16 protein-coding genes are annotated in these 18511 nt (G+C 70.6%); 10 read left to right on the top strand and 6 right to left on the bottom strand.

Going from position 1 to position 18511, the window contains the following annotated elements; genetic code table 11:
- The first annotated feature begins 157 nt into the window (after positions 1 to 157).
- From N8I84_RS17315 to N8I84_RS17305, 3 genes are all read left to right on the top strand, one after another.
- Complete coding sequence (locus N8I84_RS17315; protein ID WP_263230373.1) at positions 158 to 2017, top strand: PQQ-like beta-propeller repeat protein; 1860 nt, start codon at positions 158 to 160, stop codon at positions 2015 to 2017.
- Positions 2018 to 2078: 61 nt separating this feature from the next.
- Positions 2079 to 3872, top strand: coding sequence for an outer membrane protein assembly factor BamB family protein (locus tag N8I84_RS17310; protein WP_263230372.1), 1794 nt, complete (start codon positions 2079 to 2081; stop codon positions 3870 to 3872).
- Between the two features lie 252 nt (positions 3873 to 4124).
- Positions 4125 to 4808, top strand: coding sequence for a helix-turn-helix transcriptional regulator (locus N8I84_RS17305; RefSeq protein ID WP_263230371.1), 684 nt, complete (start codon positions 4125 to 4127; stop codon positions 4806 to 4808).
- A gap of 134 nt (positions 4809 to 4942) precedes the next feature.
- Here the strand turns inward: N8I84_RS17305 and N8I84_RS17300 are convergent, their stop codons facing one another.
- Positions 4943 to 5251, bottom strand: a complete 309-nt coding sequence (locus N8I84_RS17300; RefSeq protein WP_263230370.1) for a hypothetical protein — start codon at positions 5249 to 5251, stop codon at positions 4943 to 4945.
- A gap of 20 nt (positions 5252 to 5271) precedes the next feature.
- On the bottom strand, positions 5272 to 6951 hold the full coding sequence (locus N8I84_RS17295; protein WP_263230369.1) for a sodium:solute symporter family protein: 1680 nt from the start codon (positions 6949 to 6951) through the stop codon (positions 5272 to 5274).
- A 178-nt stretch (positions 6952 to 7129) separates the two neighbouring features.
- On the opposite strand from N8I84_RS17295, the gene galT reads away from it, so the two are divergent.
- The 3 genes from galT to galK are packed head-to-tail and all read left to right on the top strand — an operon-like array spanning position 7130 to position 10308.
- Positions 7130 to 8191, top strand: coding sequence for a galactose-1-phosphate uridylyltransferase (gene galT, locus N8I84_RS17290; RefSeq protein ID WP_263230368.1), 1062 nt, complete (start codon positions 7130 to 7132; stop codon positions 8189 to 8191).
- Entirely contained in the window at positions 8188 to 9165 is a 978-nt protein-coding gene (gene galE / locus N8I84_RS17285; RefSeq protein ID WP_263230367.1) for a UDP-glucose 4-epimerase GalE, read from the top strand. The genes galT and galE overlap by 4 nt, the downstream gene beginning before the upstream one ends.
- Positions 9166 to 10308, top strand: coding sequence for a galactokinase (galK, locus tag N8I84_RS17280; protein WP_263230366.1), 1143 nt, complete (start codon positions 9166 to 9168; stop codon positions 10306 to 10308).
- Between the two features lie 12 nt (positions 10309 to 10320).
- Here galK and N8I84_RS17275 read toward each other — a convergent pair whose 3' ends face one another.
- Complete coding sequence (locus N8I84_RS17275; protein WP_200420680.1) at positions 10321 to 10776, bottom strand: GNAT family N-acetyltransferase; 456 nt, start codon at positions 10774 to 10776, stop codon at positions 10321 to 10323.
- A 250-nt stretch (positions 10777 to 11026) separates the two neighbouring features.
- Here N8I84_RS17275 and N8I84_RS17270 point away from each other — a divergent pair, with 250 nt between their 5' ends.
- Positions 11027 to 11794, top strand: a complete 768-nt coding sequence (locus N8I84_RS17270; RefSeq protein ID WP_263230365.1) for a LuxR C-terminal-related transcriptional regulator — start codon at positions 11027 to 11029, stop codon at positions 11792 to 11794.
- On the opposite strand, the gene tamR is transcribed toward N8I84_RS17270, so the two are convergent.
- Positions 11753 to 12250 (bottom strand): MarR family transcriptional regulator TamR, encoded by a 498-nt coding sequence (gene tamR / locus N8I84_RS17265; RefSeq protein ID WP_103837595.1) that lies wholly within the window; start codon positions 12248 to 12250, stop codon positions 11753 to 11755. The two genes, N8I84_RS17270 and tamR, sit on opposite strands and share 42 nt — an antisense overlap.
- Before the next feature lie 235 nt (positions 12251 to 12485).
- Between tamR and N8I84_RS17260 the strand changes: the two genes are divergently transcribed.
- Positions 12486 to 13292, top strand: a complete 807-nt coding sequence (locus N8I84_RS17260) for a trans-aconitate 2-methyltransferase (protein ID WP_263230364.1) — start codon at positions 12486 to 12488, stop codon at positions 13290 to 13292.
- A gap of 3 nt (positions 13293 to 13295) precedes the next feature.
- The gene (locus N8I84_RS17255; protein WP_263230363.1) at positions 13296 to 13691 is read left to right on the top strand and encodes a VOC family protein; all 396 of its coding nucleotides are present in this window, start codon (positions 13296 to 13298) and stop codon (positions 13689 to 13691) included.
- Between the two features lie 31 nt (positions 13692 to 13722).
- Here the strand turns inward: N8I84_RS17255 and N8I84_RS17250 are convergent, their stop codons facing one another.
- Complete coding sequence (locus tag N8I84_RS17250) at positions 13723 to 14325, bottom strand: TetR/AcrR family transcriptional regulator (RefSeq protein WP_236041747.1); 603 nt, start codon at positions 14323 to 14325, stop codon at positions 13723 to 13725.
- Between the two features lie 67 nt (positions 14326 to 14392).
- Complete coding sequence (locus N8I84_RS17245) at positions 14393 to 15403, bottom strand: acyl-CoA desaturase (RefSeq protein ID WP_263230362.1); 1011 nt, start codon at positions 15401 to 15403, stop codon at positions 14393 to 14395.
- 307 nt (positions 15404 to 15710) lie between these two features.
- On the opposite strand from N8I84_RS17245, the gene ppc reads away from it, so the two are divergent.
- A complete protein-coding gene (gene ppc / locus N8I84_RS17240) occupies positions 15711 to 18443 on the top strand; it encodes a phosphoenolpyruvate carboxylase (RefSeq protein WP_263230361.1) in 2733 nt (910 codons plus the stop codon).
- The last annotated feature ends 68 nt before the right edge of the window (positions 18444 to 18511 follow it).

Genomic DNA, 18511 nt, shown 5'->3' with positions numbered 1-18511 from the left:
CCGGTCCTCCCTTGGGAACAGGGGCAGGACCGGCCCCGTGTTCGAGGACGTCCCAGTGATAGAAAGGTCCGTCTGAGAACAGCCTGAGTACCACCGGCGTGGCGGAAACGAGCACCACGGGCGTGGGGACGCATCAGTTTTGAGGGGGAAAGCGCTGATGACTCAGCCGCCCGGCCGGCCGCCTCATGGGGGCAGTTCCGGGATACCGCAGAATCCGCCGCCGCAGGTCGGTTCCGGTGCCCCGCAGGACCCCCGGCAGGCGACCCCGCCGCCGCCCGTCCAGCCCCCCGCGACCCCACCCCAGCCGGGGTACGGCCACCCGCAGCCACAGCCACAGCCACAGCCACAGCCGCCGCAGCCGCCGCCTTCCGGCCCGTATCAGCAGCCAGGCGCTTATCCGCAGCCGGGCCCGTACGGTGGTCCGGGCCCGTACGGCGGTCCGGGTCCGTACGGCGGTCAGCCCGGTCCGTACGGCGGTCAGCCCGGTCCGTACGCCCAGCAGTCCGGCCCCTACGCCGCTCCCCACCCCGGCTACGGCTACCCGCAGCAGCCGCACCAGTTCCCCGGCGCGCCCCTCCCGCCCCCCGGCGGCGGCTCCAGCAACCCCTTCAAGGGCAAGCCCGCGCTGGTCGTGGGCGCCGCCGTCGCCGTGCTGGTCCTCATAGGCGGCACCGTGTACGCGGTCAGCGGCGGCGGGGAGAACGAGCCCACCGCCGGCAAGAACCAGAGCTCAGGGCCGTCCTCCACCGCCTCCGCCCCGGCCGACGCGGGCGGTGGCAGCGGCGGTGCGGACCCGGAGAACCTCAACCAGGGCCGCAGGTCGGGCGAGGACAGGGTCCTCTGGTACCAGCAGGCGCCCGACGCGCCCGGTCACGGCGCCGACGCCCCCGGCATGTGGATCACCGGCAGGACGGCGGTGAAGGCCGCGTACAAGCAGGTCTTCGCCTACGACGTCGCGGGCGGCAGCCCCGCCTGGAACCCGATCTCCTTCCCGCAGAAGATCTGCGCGGTCACTCCGCAGAAGACGGCCGACGACAAGGTCGTGGTCGCCTACATGAGCGGCGTGAGCGACAGCGCCAAGTGCAACCACATCCAGGAGATCGACCTCGACACCGGAAAGAAGGGCTGGAGCGCGCAGATTGCCGACGGTGCCCTGTTCGACAGCGCGCTCGCCGTCGACCTGACCGTCACGGGCAGGACCCTGCTGGTCGCCCGCGCGCAGTCCGGCCTGGCGTACGACGTGGCCACCGGCAAGAAGTTGTGGGAGAAGCAGCGGTACGGCGCGGCCTGCTTCCCGACCGCGTTCGCGGGCGGCGCCAAGCTCCTCTCGGTCGCCTCCTGCGGCGCCGGCGGTTCCGACCCGCACGACGAGGTGCAGGAGCTCGACCCCACGACCGGCAGGGCGAAGTGGACCAAGAAGATCCCCAAGGGCTGGACGCTCGCCCGCATCTACTCCGTCGACCCGGTCGTCCTCTACCTCACCAACGAGGACAAGACGCGGTGGAACGTCTCCACCCTGAAGAGCGACGGCAGCCTGCGCTCCCAGCTCGACGTCAACGAGTCCTTCGCTCCGCAGTGCGGCTGGGCCATCCTCAATCGTGACCTGCAGGGCTGCACGGGCGCCGTGGCGGACGCGAGCACCCTGTACCTGCCGACCGACGCGAAGAGCGGCCCGAACGAGATCGTCGCGATCAGCCTGGACACCGGCAAGGAGAAGTGGCGGGTGAAGTCCCCGGCGGACGAGTCGATGCTCCCGCTCAAGATGGACGGCACCCATCTGATCGCGTATGTCGAGCCGTCGTACGACACGGGCGGCCAGGTCGTCTCCATCGCGACGGCAGGCGGCAGCCACACCGCGGCGAAGCTGCTCCAGAACCCGGCGGGCGCCGCGCAGGTCGAGAGCGGCTTCTTCTCCAAGGCGATCGACTACGTGGACGGGCGCCTCTACCTCTCCACCACCCGGCTGACCGGCGGTACCCGGTCCAAGGAGAAGCTGATGCTGGCCTACGGCAAGTGAGCGGTCCGCCGACCCGCCCGTCCCCGCCCACTGTTCCTGTGTCATTCGAGGTCCTCACGCCATGAGCCAGCCGCCGCCCCCTCCCCACCAGCCGCCCCCGCCGCCCCACCAGCCGCCGCCGGGCGGTGGTTTCGGCGCCCCGCAGAACCCGGCCCCGGGCGGTGGTTTCGGCGCCCCGCAGTCCCCGCCGCCGGGCGGCTTCGGCGCACCCCAGCCGCCGCCCCAGGCACCCCCGCCGCCCGCCCAGGGACCCGGCTACGGCTACCCGCAGCCACCGGCCCCGCCGCAACCGGGATACGGGTATGCCCAGCAGCCCGGGTACGGCTACCCGAACCAGCACCCCGGCTACGGCTATCAGCAGCCGCCGATGATCCCCGTACCTCCGCACGGGACCCCGGGCGGCGGCCGCAAGGGGCCGAGCGCCACGCTGTGGATCGTCGTCGCGGCGGTCGCGGCCATCGCGCTGATCGTCGGCGTCGGGGCCTGGTACGCGAACAGCTCCTCCGGCAGCGACACGGGCGGCGGCTCCGCGTCCGGTGCCGACAGCGGCCAGGGCGGCCAGGGCAGCGGCACCGGCTCCGGTGCAAGTTCCGGTTCCGGCAAGGAGAAGGCGCCGGCCGACCCCAGCGCCAAGGTCCTCTTCCGGATCCCGGCGCCGCGGATCACGGACGGACAGGAGCTCGACAACGTCGCGGGCTCCTGGCTCACCGACTCCGTCTACGCCAAGGCCGGCATCAACAAGATCGTGGGCTACGACCCGGACACCGGCGCGACCAAGTGGACGCTGCCGCTGAACGGCCAGACCTGCGCGGGCTCCCCCGAGATCAGCTCCTCGGGGATCGCCGCGGTGGTCTCGGAGTCGGGCAAGCGGGCCGACGTGCGGGACCGCAAGCCGTGCAGCGACGTCACGGCGTTCGAGGTCGCCACCGGGAAGAAGCTGTGGACGAAATCGGTCGGCACCGGTGGTGCCCCGGTCCCGTTCGGTGAGGTCTCGATCAGCGGCACGACGGTCGCCGCCGGCGCCGGCCTCTACGGCGGTGCCGCCTTCGACCTGACCACCGGCAAGGTGCTGTGGCAGCACCAGAGGGGCTCCTGCACGGACGTCGGCTACGCGGGCGGCGATCAGCTCGTCGCGGTGCGCAAGTGCGGCCCCTTCGGCAAGGAGTCGTACGAGGTCCAGCTGCTCGACCCGAGGACGGGTGGCGCCAGGTGGAGCTACAAGCTCCCCCAGGGCATCGACAACGCCAAGGTGATCTCCACCAAGCCGGTGGTGTTCGGTGTCGACTCGGGCGGCATCACCGCCTCCGGCGCCACGGACGTCTTCTCGCTGGACGACACCGGCGGGCTGCGAACGAAGATCGCGCTGGAGGACGGCAAGTACGGGCACCACTGCGGCGTCGGCAAGGTGCACGACTGCCAGGCGATCACGGTGGGCAACGACAAGCTGTACGTGCCGACCAACGACCACGACGGCTCGGCACAGGGCGCCCGCACCAACGAGATCATCTCGTTCTCGCTGGCCACCGGGAAGACCACCGGCGACCGGATCGACGCCGGCGACGGCTACGACATCTTCCCGATCCGCATGGACGGCGGGAACGTGCTGGCGTACAAGAGCGGCCCGTACAACAAGGGCGCCCAGGTGGTCTCGGTCGACGGCGGATCTCTGAAGCAGACGAGACTGCTGGAGACCCCGGCCTCCCGGGAGGTGCTGGGCGCGATCATGAGCATGGTGCCGAAGACGTCCGAGCTGCTCTACACCGACGGCCGGCTGTTCCTCGGCAAGGACCTGGTCGGCAAGCCGTTCACGGCCGATCAGAAGTCGTACACCGCGCTCGGCTTCGGCGCCAAGTAGCGCGTACGCGGCGCACGGCGAAGGCCTCGCTCCTGTTCGGGTGCGGGGCCTTTCACGTACCCGTCATCAGGCGCCATTGGGCGGGATTTCCGTAATCCGGGGCACTTCTGGCCGGTAGGGGAAGCGCGATGTCGAACAAGCGTGTAGCTTCCGGGGGCATGAAGGACAGGGGGTGCGCCGGGGGACTTCTGTCCATGCGGGCCAGTGGGCATCCATAGTGGGCATCCACGGGGGGGACTGGGGGGTTGCTCGATGGGAGTGCGGCTCATGGTGGTCGACGACCACCGATTGCTCGCCGAGGCGCTGGCCTCGGCTCTGAAGCTGAGGGGACACCGGGTGCTCGCCGCTGCGGCGCCCGCCGCGGGGGCGGCGGACCTGGTGATCAGCAGGGCGCCCGAGGTGTGCCTGCTGGGCACGGCGGCACCCGCGGAGCCGGGCGCCTTCGACCCGGTGGTGCGCATCAAGCGGGAGCGCCCGCAGGTGGCGGTGCTGGTGCTCGGCCCGGTGCCGAGCCCGCGCGGGATAGCGGCCGCGTTCGCCGCCGGCGCCTCGGGCTACGTACGGCACGACGAGCGCATCGAGGGCGTCGAGCGGGCCATCATGAAGGCGCGGGCGGGCGAGGCGGCCGTGGCGCCGCAGTTGTTGCAGGGCGCGTTCAACGAACTGCTCAATCCGGCGGCGCAGCCGGACGACGAGGGCCAGCGCCTGTTGCAGATGCTGACCCCGAGGGAGGTCGAGGTCCTGGTCCGGGTGGCCGACGGCGAGGACACCCGCCTGATCGCGGCGGGCATGGGCATCGCCCCGTCCACGGCTCGCACCCACGTCCAACGCGTCCTGATGAAACTGGGCGTGGGCTCCCGCCTCGAGGCCGCCGCGCTGGCCGCCCGGACGGGCCTGCTGGACCGGGCGGGGCCCGTCCAGCCCGGGAGCGATTAGCCCGAGGATGTGCCCGGACAGGGGGCGGGGCCGTATCGACATGCGGCTCCGCCGCGCGGGCGCCGTCGGCCACGGATCACCCGTAGCCGACGTGCGACGCTCAGCTCCCCGGCGCTCGGCGAAGCGTGGCCGCGCTACTCCGGCTTCTCGTCCGACCCCGCGTCAACGGCCGGCGGAGCTATCGGCCTCAGCTTCAGCCACAGCAGGAACAGCAGGCCCAGGATCAGCATCCCGAGGCCCGTCCACAGGTTGATGTTGACGCCCTCCGCCTTGCGGATCGCCGCGTCGGAGGCCGTGAAGCCCGCGATCATCACGATGACGCCGTAGAGAACGAACAGGCCTCCGATGATGCGGCGGAGGTCGAAGATGCGTGCCGCGGTGGCGGACTTGCCTTCCAGCTCGGTGACTTGGTGCTGGACGTCGTGTTCGGAGTACTCGGACATGGTCGGTCAATCCTCCGCGGTCAGAGCGAGAACGGGATGTAGCAGGCGGCGGCGAGGACGACCGCGCCCCAGCCGAGCAGGGCGGGCCTGCGGTACCAGGCGTCGTCGCCCGCGGAAGGCGGCTCGGCCATGCCGGGCGAGCGGGTGCCGTAGACGAGGCCCTGGAGCTGGTCCTCCGGCTTGGGCTTGGTGAACAGCGAGACCGCGACCATCACGACCGCGCCGGCCACGAAACCGGCGATCGCCGAGACGAAGTTGGCGCCCTGGTCGGTGGGGATGCCGATGATGCCGTGCTTGTAGATGACGAAGTAGTTCACCATCGCGGTCACCGTGCCCGCGAGCAGGCCCCAGAAGCCGGACTTCGCGGACGCGCGCTTCCAGAACATGCCGACGATGAACACCACGAACATCGGCACGTTGAAGAAGGAGAACAGCGTCTGGAGGTAGCTCATGATGTTCGAGAACGACGACGCCAGGAACGCCGTGCCGATCGACGCCAGCACGCCGATCGCCGTGATGAGGCGGCCGAAGCGGACGTAGTACGCGTCCTCGCGGTCCTTGACGATGTACCGCGCCCAGATGTCGTTGGTGAACACCGTGTTGAAGGACGACACGTTGGCCGCCATGCCCGCCATGAAGGCCGCCAGCAGACCGGTCACCGCGATGCCGAGGACACCGTTGGGCAGCAGCTCCTGCATCAGGTACGGGATCGCGTCGTTGTACTGCAGGGACGAGCCGGGCGTGCCGATCTTCGGGACCAGGACGGCGGCCACCAGGCCCGGGATCATCACCAGGAACACGATGAAGATCTTCGGGAACGCGGCGATGAGCGGGGTGCGCTGGGCCGCGGAGAGGTTCTTCGCGGACAGGGCGCGCTGGACCTCGGCGAAGTTGGTGGTCCAGTAGCCGAAGGACAGCACGAAGCCGAGGCCGAGGACGATCGTCAGCCAGTTGGCACCCAGCGGGTTGGCGTGGCCGATCCCGGTGCCGCCCCAGGCGGTGACGAAGTCGTGGCCGTGGGTCTGGGTGAGCTTGTCGGTCAGGCCGCCCCAGCCGCCGACCTTCTTCAGGCCGAGCACGGTGATCGGGATGAGGGCCGCGAGGATCACGAAGAACTGCAGCACCTCGTTGTAGATCGCCGACGACAGGCCGCCGAGGGTGATGTACGCGAGCACGAAGAAGCCGGCGACCACGATCGCCACCCACTGCGGCCAGCCCAGCAGCGCCTCCACGACGATCGCGAGGGCGTAGAGGTTGACGCCCGCGATGAGGATCGCGGCGAAGGCGAACAGGATCGAGCTGAGCAGATGCGCCCCCTTGTCGAAGCGCAGCAGCAGGAACTCGGGCACCGAGCGGACCTTGGAGCCGTAGTAGAACGGCATCATCACCAGGCCCAGGAAGACCATGGCCGGGATGGCGCCGACCCAGTACCAGTGCACGGTGTAGGCGCCGTACTGGGCGCTGTTGGCGGCCATGCCGAGGATCTCGGTGGCGGCCAGGTTGGCGGAGATGAACGCGAGACCGGTGATCCAGGCGGGCAGGGAGCGCCCGGACAGGAAGAAGTCGAGGCTGGTCTTCACCGAGCGGCGGGCCGCGAAGCCGATGCCGAGGACGACCGCGAAGTAGATCCCGAGGATCGCGTAGTCGAGCCCGTTTGTGGGGAGTCGTAGCCCGGCTGCCAGATATGTGGGGGTATCCATTGAGTGCTCGCTTCGTTGCATGAACCAATCAGTGCGGAACCGTACGCCCCCGCGTTCGATATTTGAACACTCCTGATGATGGTCTTTGTTGGATTGTGACGTTGACGCAGGTGGTGACTTGTGTTTTGGTGTGTTGGGTTATGTTTGAAGGGTGAGTGGCTCGAATGGAGAGTCGAACGTGAAGAAGACCTCGACCCGGCTGGCCGACGGTCGTGAGCTCATCTACTACGACCTGCGCGACGACGTCGTGCGGGACGCGGTCGACCGCCGGCCGCTCGAGCGGACCGTCACGACCTCCGAAATCCGCCAGGACGTGCTGCTCGGCGACTCGGTCGCCATTGCCTCGCACCGGCAGGGCCGCACCTACCACCCGCCCGCCGACGAGTGCCCGCTGTGCCCCTCCCAGGACGGCAGGCTCAGCGAGATCCCCGACTCGTCCTACGACGTCGTCGTCTTCGAGAACCGTTTCCCCTCGCTCGCCGGCGACTCCGGCCGCTGCGAGGTCGTCTGCTTCACCTCCGACCACAACGCCTCCTTCGCCGACCTGACCGAGGAGCAGGCGGGCCTGGTCCTGGACGCCTGGACCGACCGCACCGCCGAGCTGTCCCACCTGCCGGCCGTCGAGCAGGTCTTCTGCTTCGAGAACCGCGGAGCGGAGATCGGCGTGACCCTCGGCCACCCGCACGGGCAGATCTACGCGTACCCCTTCACCACCCCCCGCACCGCCCTGATGCTCCGTTCGCTGGCCGCCCACAAGGAGGCGACCGGCGGGGAGAACCTCTTCGACGCCGTCCTGGAGCGCGAACTCGCCGACGAGCGGATCGTCCTCCAGAGCGAGCACTGGGTGGCGTTCGTACCGTACGCCGCGCACTGGCCCTACGAGGTCCACCTCTACCCCCGCCGCCGCGTCCCCGACCTGCTCGGGCTCGACGAGGCGGCACGCACAGAGTTTCCCAAGGTCTACCTGGAACTCTTGAAGCGCTTCGACCGGATCTTCGGCGAGAGTGAGCCTCCGACGCCGTACATCGCCGCCTGGCACCAGGCACCGTTCGGCACACTGGACGAGTTCGACGGCGTGACCAGGGACGACTTCGCGCTCCACCTCGAGCTTTTCACCATTCGCCGCACTTCCGGCAAGCTGAAGTTCCTCGCGGGTTCCGAGTCCGGCATGAACGTGTTCATCAACGACGTGCCGCCGGAGGCCGCGGCCCGGCGACTGCGAGAGGTTGCGAGTTCATGAGTGGGAAGTACCTGGTCACCGGCGGCGCCGGCTATGTGGGCAGCGTGGTCGCGCAGCACCTGCTGGAGGCCGGCCACGAGGTCGTCGTCCTCGACAACCTCTCCACCGGCTTCCGCGAGGGCGTGCCGGCCGGTGCTTCCTTCATCGAGGGAGACATCCGCGACGCCGCCAAGTGGCTGGACGCCTCCTTCGACGCGGTCCTGCACTTCGCCGCGTCCTCGCAGGTCGGCGAGTCGGTGGTGAAGCCGGAGAAGTACTGGGACAACAACGTCGGCGGCACCATGGCCCTGCTCGGCGCCATGCGCGGGGCCGGCGTGCGCAAGCTCGTCTTCTCCTCCACCGCCGCCACCTACGGCGAACCGGTCAGCACCCCCATCACCGAGACCGACCCGACCGCGCCGACCTCCCCATACGGCGCCTCCAAGCTCGCCGTCGACCACATGATCACCGGCGAGGCGGCCGCGCACGGCCTGGGCGCCGTCTCCCTGCGCTACTTCAACGTCGCCGGCGCCTACGGCGCCTACGGCGAGCGCCACAACCCCGAGTCCCACCTCATCCCGCTCGTCCTCCAGGTCGCGCAGGGCAGGCGAGAGGCGATCTCGATCTTCGGCGACGACTACCCGACGCCGGACGGCACCTGCATCCGCGACTACATCCACGTCGCCGACCTCGCCGAGGCCCACCTGCTCGCCCTGGACGCCGCCACCCCCGGCGAACACCTGATCTGCAACCTCGGCAACGGCAACGGCTTCTCGGTGCGCGAGGTCATCGACACGGTGCGCCAGGTCACCGGGCACCCGATCCCCGAGGTCGTGGCCCCGCGCCGGGGCGGCGACCCGGCGGTCCTGGTCGCCTCCGCGGCCACGGCCCGCGAGAAGCTCGGCTGGAACCCGTCCCGCGCGGACCTCGCGGGAATCGTCGCGGACGCGTGGCAGTTCGCACGGCACGTCGCAAGCAACGCAAGGGAGCAGTAGGTGGGCGTACGCGAGGGCTTCGGGGAGATCTACGGGACGGCTCCCGAGGGCGTCTGGGCGGCACCGGGCCGGGTCAACCTGATCGGCGAGTACACGGACTTCAACGAGGGCTTCGTGATGCCGCTCGCGCTGCCGCACACGGCGGTCGCGGCGGTCTCGCGGCGCACCGACGGGGTGCTGCGGCTGCACTCGGCGGACATCGAGGGCCCGGTCGTCGAACTGCACGTCGACGAACTCCAGCCGCTGACCGACACCAGCTGGGCCGCCTACCCGGCCGGTGTGGTGTGGGTGCTGCGTGAGGCGGGCCACCCGATCACCGGCGCGGACGTCCACCTGTCCTCGACGGTGCCGACGGGCGCCGGTCTGTCCTCCTCGGCGGCGCTGGAGGTGGTCGTCGCCCTCGCGCTCAACGACCTGTACGAGCTCGGCCTGACCGGCCCCGAGCTGGCCAGGATCGCCCAGCGCGCCGAGAACGACTTCGTGGGCGTGCCCTGCGGGATCATGGACCAGATGGCGTCGGCGTGCGCCACGGACGGCCACGCGCTGCACCTGGACTGCCGTGACCTGTCCATCCGGCAGATCCCCTTCGACCTGGCGTCCCAGGGCCTGACGCTGCTGGTCGTCGACAGCCGCGTGAAGCACGCGCTGGGCGACGGGGCGTACGCCGAGCGGCGCGAGGGCTGCGAGGAGGGCGCACGGCAGCTCGGAGTCTCGCATCTGCGAGACGTGGCGTACGAGGAGCTCGACGCCGCGCTCGCGCGCCTGTCGGACGAGCGGGTGCGCCGCTATGTGCGCCATGTCGTCTCGGACGATCACCGGGTCGACCAGGTGATCCGGCTGCTGGACGCGGGCGAGGTCCGGGCGATCGGTCCCGTTCTGACCGAGGGCCATGTCTCCCTCCGCGACGACCTGCGGATCTCCTGTCCCGAGCTGGACCTGGTGGTGGACACGGCGAACGCCGCGGGCGCGCTGGGGGCGCGGATGACGGGCGGCGGCTTCGGCGGCTCGGCGATCGTCCTGGTCGAGGCGTCGGACACGGACACGATCACCAAGGCGATCGAGGAGGCGTTCGCCGCCGCCGGTTACACGGCACCTCGGGTGTTCCCGGCGGTACCGTCTGCCGGGGCACGCCGCCTGAGCTGATCCCGCCCCGGCTCAGTCGAGCCGCTTCGTCAACGTGTACTCCGTGATCCCCGGCGGGTAGTCGGGGATCACGCACACCACCTCGTAGCCCTGCTTCCGGTAGAACTCCGGCGCCTGGAAGTCCCACGTCTCCAGGCGGCACGCCGTGCAGCCGCGGTCCTCGTGGGCCGTCCGCTCCGCCTGCGCCAGCAACCGCGTGCCGAGGCCCGCGCCGCGGTGCCGGTCGTCCACCCACAGGTACGCGACGTGCAGCCACGTCGTCCAGGTGTGCCCGACCAGCCCGCCCGCCACCTCCCCCGCCGCGTCCAACGCCCACACGTGGAGCGGAACATCGCGCTCCGCCGGTGTTCCGCGCAGGGCGCGCAGCACCGGGGACGCCGCCGTGTTCGTCTCGCGCAGCCGAGCCCGAAGCAGATCCCGCCGCTCCTTGTCGACTTCTGTCTCGATACGAAACATGCGGCTCACCATAAACGCGTCGGCCGACCAGTTCTGCAAATCTCCTTCCGCTCCAGGCCGGCAGCCCTACCCTGTGAACAGCATCGGTGGGGGCCGGTGCTGATCAGGGGGCGAGACAGTCGGGTACGGCGCCCGGGGCGGGGGTAGCAGTTCCAGCACGGCGGCGGCCGTGCCGCTGCGTTACCCGTCCCAGGTGAAAATCCGGGGAGCGCTCCGGGCGCCGTATCCGCGCCGGGCCGTCCCCCGAACAGTGGGGGTATCAGTGGTTCGCATCCGAGTTCTGGTCGTCGACGATCACCGCATCTTCGCCGAGTCCCTCGCCGCCGCCCTGGCGGCCGAACCGGACGTCGACGTGTCCGCGGCCGGCAGCGGTCCGGCCGCGCTGCGCTGCCTGGAGCGGGCCGCCGCGGAGGGCCGCAGATTCGACGTGATGCTCGTCGACGCGGACCTCGGGGGCAACGTCCTGGGCTCACGCCCGGCGGTCCCCGTCCAGGACGGCGACGAGGACGGCCTCGTCGACGGCATCTCCCTCGTCGTCGGCGTCCGCTCCGGCCAGCCGAGCGTGCGGACCGTCGTCCTCGCGGAGAAGGACGACCCGCGCCGCGCCGCCCTCGCCCTGCAGGCCGGCGCCTCCGGCTGGGTCGCCAAGGACTGCTCGCTGCAGCGGCTGCTCACGGTCATCCGGGGCGTCCTGCGGGACGAGACGCACCTGCCGCCCGCCCTGCTCACCGGCGTGCTGCGCGAGCTGACCGCGGCCCGCAAGCACCGCACCGAGAGCGAGCGTCTGGTGGAGTCCCTCACGCCCCGGGAGCGGGAGGTACTGCGGTGCATGGTCGCCGGACTGGGCCGCAAGGCCGTCGCCGAGCGGCTGTTCCTGTCCCCGCACACCGTCCGCACGCACATGCAGAACGTGCTGGGGAAGCTGGGCGTCCACTCCACCCTCGCCGCCGTCGCCCTCGCCCGCCGCGCCGGCGTCGGGCCGGTCGACCTAGCCGGGGATGTTGTCGAACGGGGCGGTCAGCTGGCGTAGCAGCGCGGCCAGCTCACCGCGCTGGGCCGAGCTCAGCTCGGAGAGGATCGCGCGCTCCTGGTCGAGGAGTCCGGCCAGGGCCTGGTCGGCCCGGTCCCGGCCCTCGTCCGTGAGCCGCACCAGCACGCCCCGGCGGTCGCTGGGGTCCGGGAGCCGCTCGACCAGGCCCTTCTTCGCCAGGCGGTCGATGCGGTTGGTCATCGTGCCGGAGGTGACCAGCGTCTGGGTGAGCAACTGGCCGGGGGAGAGCTGGTAGGGGCTGCCGGCCCGGCGGAGCGCGGTGAGGACGTCGAACTCCCAGGGCTCCAGGCCGTGCTCCGAGAACGCCAGCCGGCGTGCGCGATCCAGATGCCGGGCCAGTCTGCTGACCCGGCTGAGCACCTCGAGCGGTTCCACGTCGAGGTCCGGGCGTTCCCTGCGCCACGCCGCGACCAGCCGATCGACCTCGTCCTCCATGCGATCAGTGTAGTGGTTGTGTCGATGTGAAGTCTCTTGATGTAAGACATCTTGATGTTGAGTCTCTTGACGTCGAGAGACTTGCGGTACGAGGATGGCGAACCGTACGGAGGCGACGTCAAACGGGGGCGACGCCTCCGTACGACGGCGCGCGTCCGACGCAGCGGCGCCCGCTCGTCCGTCCGCTCGTCCGTTCGCCCGCTCGTCCGTTCGCCCGCTCCGAGGAGGCCCCGCCATGCCCACCACCGGCCCCACCTGGGACCCCGCCCAGTACCTCCGCCACGCGGACCACCGCGCCCGTCCCTTCACCGACCTGCTCTCCCGCGTGCCCGGACTTCCCGGCGACCCGCCCCGCATCGCCGACCTGGGCTGCGGACCGGGCAACGTCACCGTCCTGCTCGCCGAGCGCTGGCCCACCGCGCACGTCACCGGCTACGACAACTCCCCGGAGATGCTCGAGAAGACCGACGCCTACGCGGGCCCCACGGCCGGCGGCGGCCGCCTGGACTTCGCGCACGCCGACGCCCGCACCTGGGCGCCGAAGGAGCCGTACGACCTGATCATCAGCAACGCCACCCTGCAATGGGTGCCCGGTCACGCCGAGCGGTTCGCCGAGTGGGTGACAGCCCTGAAGCCGGGCGGCACCTTCGCCTTCCAGGTCCCCGGCAACTTCGCCTCCCCCAGCCACCGGCTGATGCGCGAACTCGCCCACTCCGCCCGCTGGAAGGACCGCCTCGCCGAAACCCTGCGCCACGACGACGCGGTCCTCACCCCCGAGGCGTATCTGCACCACCTCACCGCGCTCGGCTGCACGGCGGACGTCTGGGAGACGACGTATCTGCATCTGCTGCCGGGCGAGGACCCGGTCCTCGACTGGGTGAAGGGCACCGGACTGCGGCCGATCCTCACCGAGCTCGGGGAGGAGGCGGAGGAGTTCGTCGCCGACTACCGTGCGGCGCTGCGCGAGGCGTACCCCGCGACCGAGCACGGCACCGTGTTCCCGTTCCGCCGCATCTTCGCCGTCGCGACGAAGGGGGCCTGACCGGTGCTGACCGCCGTCGACCACGTCCAACTCGCCGCCCCGCCCGGCTCCGAGGACTTGCTGCGCGCGTACTACGTCGACGTCCTCGGCATGACGGAGGTCCCCAAGCCGCCGGTGCTCGCGGCGCGTGGGGGCTGCTGGTTCCAGGCGGGGGCCGTGCAGCTCCACCTGGGTGTCGAGGACGCCCCCGCCGGGGGCGGAAAATGTCACTGTCGGCCCGCGAAGAAGGCCCACCCGGGGCTGCGGGTCACAGGGATCGAGGCGTACGCGGCGCGGCTCGCCGAACGGGGGGCGCCGGTCACCTGGGACGGCAACCTGCCCGGGCACCGGCGCTTCTACTCGCAGGACCCGGTGGGGAACCGGCTGGAATTCCTGGAGCCGGTGGCCGATGCGCCCTGAGCACGTGGCACGCGGGTCGCGCGGGCGCGCCTCAGCTCTTGCGGTGACCTATGAGCCGCGGCTTCGGCTCCAGCCCGTCCAGCCCGTGCCACGCAAGGTTCACCAGATGCGCCGCCACCTCCGCCTTCTTCGGGCGGCGCACGTCCAGCCACCACTGGCCCGTCAGCGCGACCATCCCGACCAGCGCCTGCGCGTACAGCGGCGCCAGCTTCGGGTCGAAGCCGCGGCTCTTGAACTCGCGGCCCAGAATGTCCTCCACCTGCGTCGCGATGTCCGAGATCAGCGACGCGAAGGAGCCCGTCGACTGCGGGATGGGGGAGTCCCGGACCAGGATCCGGAAACCGTCCGTGTACTCCTCGATGTAGTCCAGCAGCGCGAACGCGGCCTGCTCGCACAGCTCACGCGGGTGCCCCGCCGTCAGGGAGCTGGTCACCATGTCCAGCAGGCGCCGCATCTCGCGGTCCACCACCACCGCGTACAGCCCCTCCTTGCCGCCGAAGTGCTCGTACACCACCGGCTTGGACACCCCGGCCTTGGCCGCGATCTCCTCCACCGACGTGCCCTCGAAGCCCTTCGCGGCGAACAACGTGCGACCGATCTCCAGCAGCTGCTGGCGGCGCTCGGCACCGGTCATCCGAGTACGGCGCGGGCGCCGCGGCTTGTCGCTGCTGGGGGTGCTGGAGTCGGTCGCCACACCGCCATCATGCCGTGTCGGCGGTCACCTTCCCGCCTCGGGAGCCACTCCCGTCACCGTTGCGACGCGAATCGATACGCGAGCGTGACGGCCAGCGCACGTCGTACGCCCACCCCAGCTGCTCGAACCAGCGGATGATCCGCGCCGAGGAGTCCAGCTGGCCCCGCTCCACACCGTGCCGTGCCGACGTCGGGTCCGCGTGGTGCAGGTTGTGCCACGACTCACCGCACGACAGGACCGCCAGCCACCACACGTTGCCCGAACGGTCGCGCGACTTGAACGGCCGCTTGCCCACCGCGTGGCAGATCGAGTTGATCGACCACGTCACGTGATGCAGCAGAGCCACCCGGACGAGCGACCCCCAGAAGAACGCGGTGAACGCTCCCCACCAGGACATCGTGACCAGCCCGCCGATCAGCGCGGGCAGCAGCAGCGACACGGTCGTCCACAGCGCGAACTGGCGGGAGATCGCCCGCATCGCCGGGTCCTTGATCAGGTCCGGGGCGTACTTGTCCTGGGGCGTCTGCTCCTCGTCGAACATCCAGCCGAGGTGGGCCCACCACAGGCCCTTCATCAGCGCCGGGACCGTCTCCCCGTACCGCCACGGGGAGTGCGGGTCGCCCTCCGCGTCGGAGAACTTGTGGTGCTTGCGGTGGTCGGCCACCCAGCGCACCAGCGGCCCCTCCACGGCCATCGACCCCGCGATCGCCAGCGCGATCTTCAGCGGCCGCTTCGCCTTGAACGAGCCGTGCGTGAAGTGACGGTGGAAACCGATCGTGATGCCGTGGCAGCCCAGGTAGTAGAAGAAGACCAGCAGGCCCATATCGAGCCAGCTCACGCCCCATCCCCACGCCAGCGGCACCGCCGCGACAAGCGCCAGGAACGGAACGGTGATGAACAGCAGCAGCGTGATCTGCTCGATCGAGCGCTTCTGCTCGCCGCCCAGCGTCGCGGAGGGCAGCGGAGAGTCGTCGTTCGCCTTCGGGGCGTCTTCGATCACATCGGAGCTCGTGGTCATGGGGCGTCCCCTGTGGGGTCGAGGGTCAAGACATATGCCCGGATACGGCACCCAGCGTGCCCCGCCACCTGGCGGGACACCTACGGTTCCGTAACCTACGGCGTCGTAAGTATGGCAGTGCGTCGCCCGGCGGCAAGAGCCCGAAAGCCTGCGCGTCCGCATCGCCACCTATCCTTGGAGTCGGTCGGACAGCGCGGTCCGCTCTGATTTCTTCCCGGATGCCCGGACCGTATGCGGCACCCGCCGCGCACGGCACCCATCCGGGTCCCCTCCCAGACGAGCTTCAACACTGCAAGGAGCCGCACCTGTGAGCAGTGCCGACGACCAGACGACGACGACCAGCAGTGAACTGCGCGCCGACATCCGCCGACTGGGCGACCTGCTCGGCGAGACCCTCGTCCGCCAGGAAGGCCCCGAGCTCCTGGAACTGGTCGAAAGGGTCCGCCGGCTGACCCGCGAGGACGGTGACGCCGCCGCGGAACTGCTGCGCGGAACCGAACTGGAGACCGCCGCCAAGCTGGTGCGCGCCTTCTCCACCTACTTCCACCTGGCGAACGTCACCGAGCAGGTGCACCGCGGCCGCGAACTGCGCGCCAAGCGCGCCGCCGAGGGCGGCCTGCTCTCCCGCACCGCCGACCGCCTCAAGGACGCCGACCCCGACCACCTGCGCGACACCGTCCGCAACCTCAACGTGCGCCCCGTCTTCACGGCGCACCCCACCGAGGCCGCGCGCCGGTCCGTCCTCAACAAGCTCCGGCGCATCGCCGCACTCCTGGAAACCCCGGTCATCGAGTCCGACCGCCGCCGCCACGACACCCGGCTCGCGGAGAACATCGACCTCGTCTGGCAGACCGACGAGCTCCGCGTCGTGCGCCCCGAACCCGCCGACGAGGCCCGCAACGCCATCTACTACCTCGACGAGCTGCACGTCGGCGCCGTCGGCGACGTCCTGGAGGACCTCACCGCGGAACTCGAACGCGTCGGCGTCAAGCTCCCCGACGAGACCCGCCCCGTCACCTTCGGCACCTGGATCGGCGGCGACCGCGACGGCAACCCGAACGTGACCCCCCAGGTCACCTGGGACGTCCTCATCCTCCAGCACGAGCACGGCATCAACGACGCCCTGGAGACGATCGACGAGCTGCGCGGCTTCCTGTCCAACTCCATCCGCTACACCGGCGCCACCGAGGAACTCCTGGAGTCCCTCAAGGCCGACCTGGAACTCCTGCCCGAGATCAGCCCCCGCTACAAGCGCCTCAACGCCGAGGAGCCCTACCGGCTCAAGGCCACCTGCATCCGCCAGAAGCTCGTCAACACCAAGCAGCGCCTCGCCAAGGGCACCCAGCACGAGCCCGGCCGCGACTACCTCGGCACCAGCGAACTCCTGCACGACCTCAGAGTCATCCAGACCTCCCTGCGCGCCCACCGCGGCGGCCTCTTCGCCGACGGCCGCCTCGCCCGCACCATCCGCACCCTGGCCGCCTTCGGCCTCCAGCTCGCCACCATGGACGTCCGCGAACACGCCGACGCCCATCACCACGCCCTCGGCCAGCTCTTCGACCGGCTCGGCGAGGAATCCTGGCGCTACGACGACATGCCCCGCGAGTACCGCCACAAGCTGCTCGCCAAGGAACTCCGCTCCCGCCGCCCCCTCGCCCCCACCCCCGCCCCGCTCGACGCGGCCGGCGCCAAGACCCTCGGCACCTTCGAGACCATCAAGCGCGCCCTGAAGGTCTTCGGCCCCGAAGTCATCGAGTCCTACATCATCTCCATGTGCCAGGGCGCCGACGACGTCTTCGCCGCCGCCGTCCTCGCCCGCGAAGCCGGCCTCCTCGACCTCCACGCAGGCTGGGCCAAGATCGGCATCGTCCCCCTCCTGGAAACCACCGACGAGCTCAAGGCCGCCGACACCATCCTCGAGGACATGCTCTCCGACCCCTCCTACCGGCGCCTGGTCGCGCTGCGCGGAGACGTCCAGGAGGTCATGCTCGGCTACAGCGACTCCTCCAAGTTCGGCGGCATCACCACCAGCCAGTGGGAGATCCACCGCGCCCAGCGCCGCCTGCGCGACGTCGCCCACCGCTACGGCGTGCGCCTGCGCCTCTTCCACGGCCGCGGCGGCACCGTCGGCCGCGGCGGCGGCCCCACCCACGACGCCATCCTCGCCCAGCCCTGGGGCACCCTCGAAGGCGAGATCAAGGTCACCGAACAGGGCGAGGTCATCTCCGACAAGTACCTCATCCCGTCCCTCGCCCGAGAAAACCTCGAACTGACGGTCGCGGCCACCCTGCAGGCCTCCGCCCTGCACACCGCACCCCGCCAGTCCGACGAGGCCCTCGCCCGCTGGGACGCCGCCATGGACGTCGTCTCCGACGCCGCCCACGCCGCCTACCGCAGGCTCGTCGAGGACCCCGACCTGCCGACGTACTTCCTCGCCTCCACGCCGGTCGACCAGCTCGCCGACCTGCACCTGGGCTCGCGGCCCTCCCGCCGCCCCGGCTCGGGCGTCTCGCTCGACGGCCTGCGCGCCATCCCCTGGGTGTTCGGCTGGACCCAGTCCCGGCAGATCGTCCCCGGCTGGTTCGGCGTCGGCTCCGGCCTCAAGGCCGTGCGCGAAGCCGGCCTCGACACCGTGCTCACCGAGATGCACGAACAGTGGCACTTCTTCCGCAACTTCATCTCCAACGTCGAGATGACCCTCGCCAAGACCGACCTGCGGATCGCCCAGCACTACGTCGACACACTCGTCCCCGACAACCTCAAGCACATCTTCGACACCATCCGGGCCGAGCACGAACTCACCGTCCGCGAGGTACTCCGCGTCACCGGCGAACAGGAACTGCTCGACGCCCAGCCGGTCCTCAAGCAGACATTCGCCATCCGCGACGCCTACCTCGACCCCATCTCCTACCTCCAGGTCGCCCTCCTCAAGCGCCAGCGCGACGCGGCCGCCGCAGGCGAGGAACCCGACCCGCTGCTCTCCCGCGCCCTGCTCCTCACCGTCAACGGCGTCGCAGCCGGCCTGCGCAACACCGGCTGACACCGCCCCGGACACGAACAGTGCCCCCGAGCCCGTACAGGCTCGGGGGCACCGTCACATCCCGCGGA

Source organism: Streptomyces cynarae (genome assembly GCF_025642135.1).
Lineage (GTDB): Bacteria > Actinomycetota > Actinomycetes > Streptomycetales > Streptomycetaceae > Streptomyces > Streptomyces cynarae.
The sequence above is the reverse complement of the archived record's forward strand: the minus strand, read 5'-3'. Positions and strand labels throughout refer to the sequence as shown.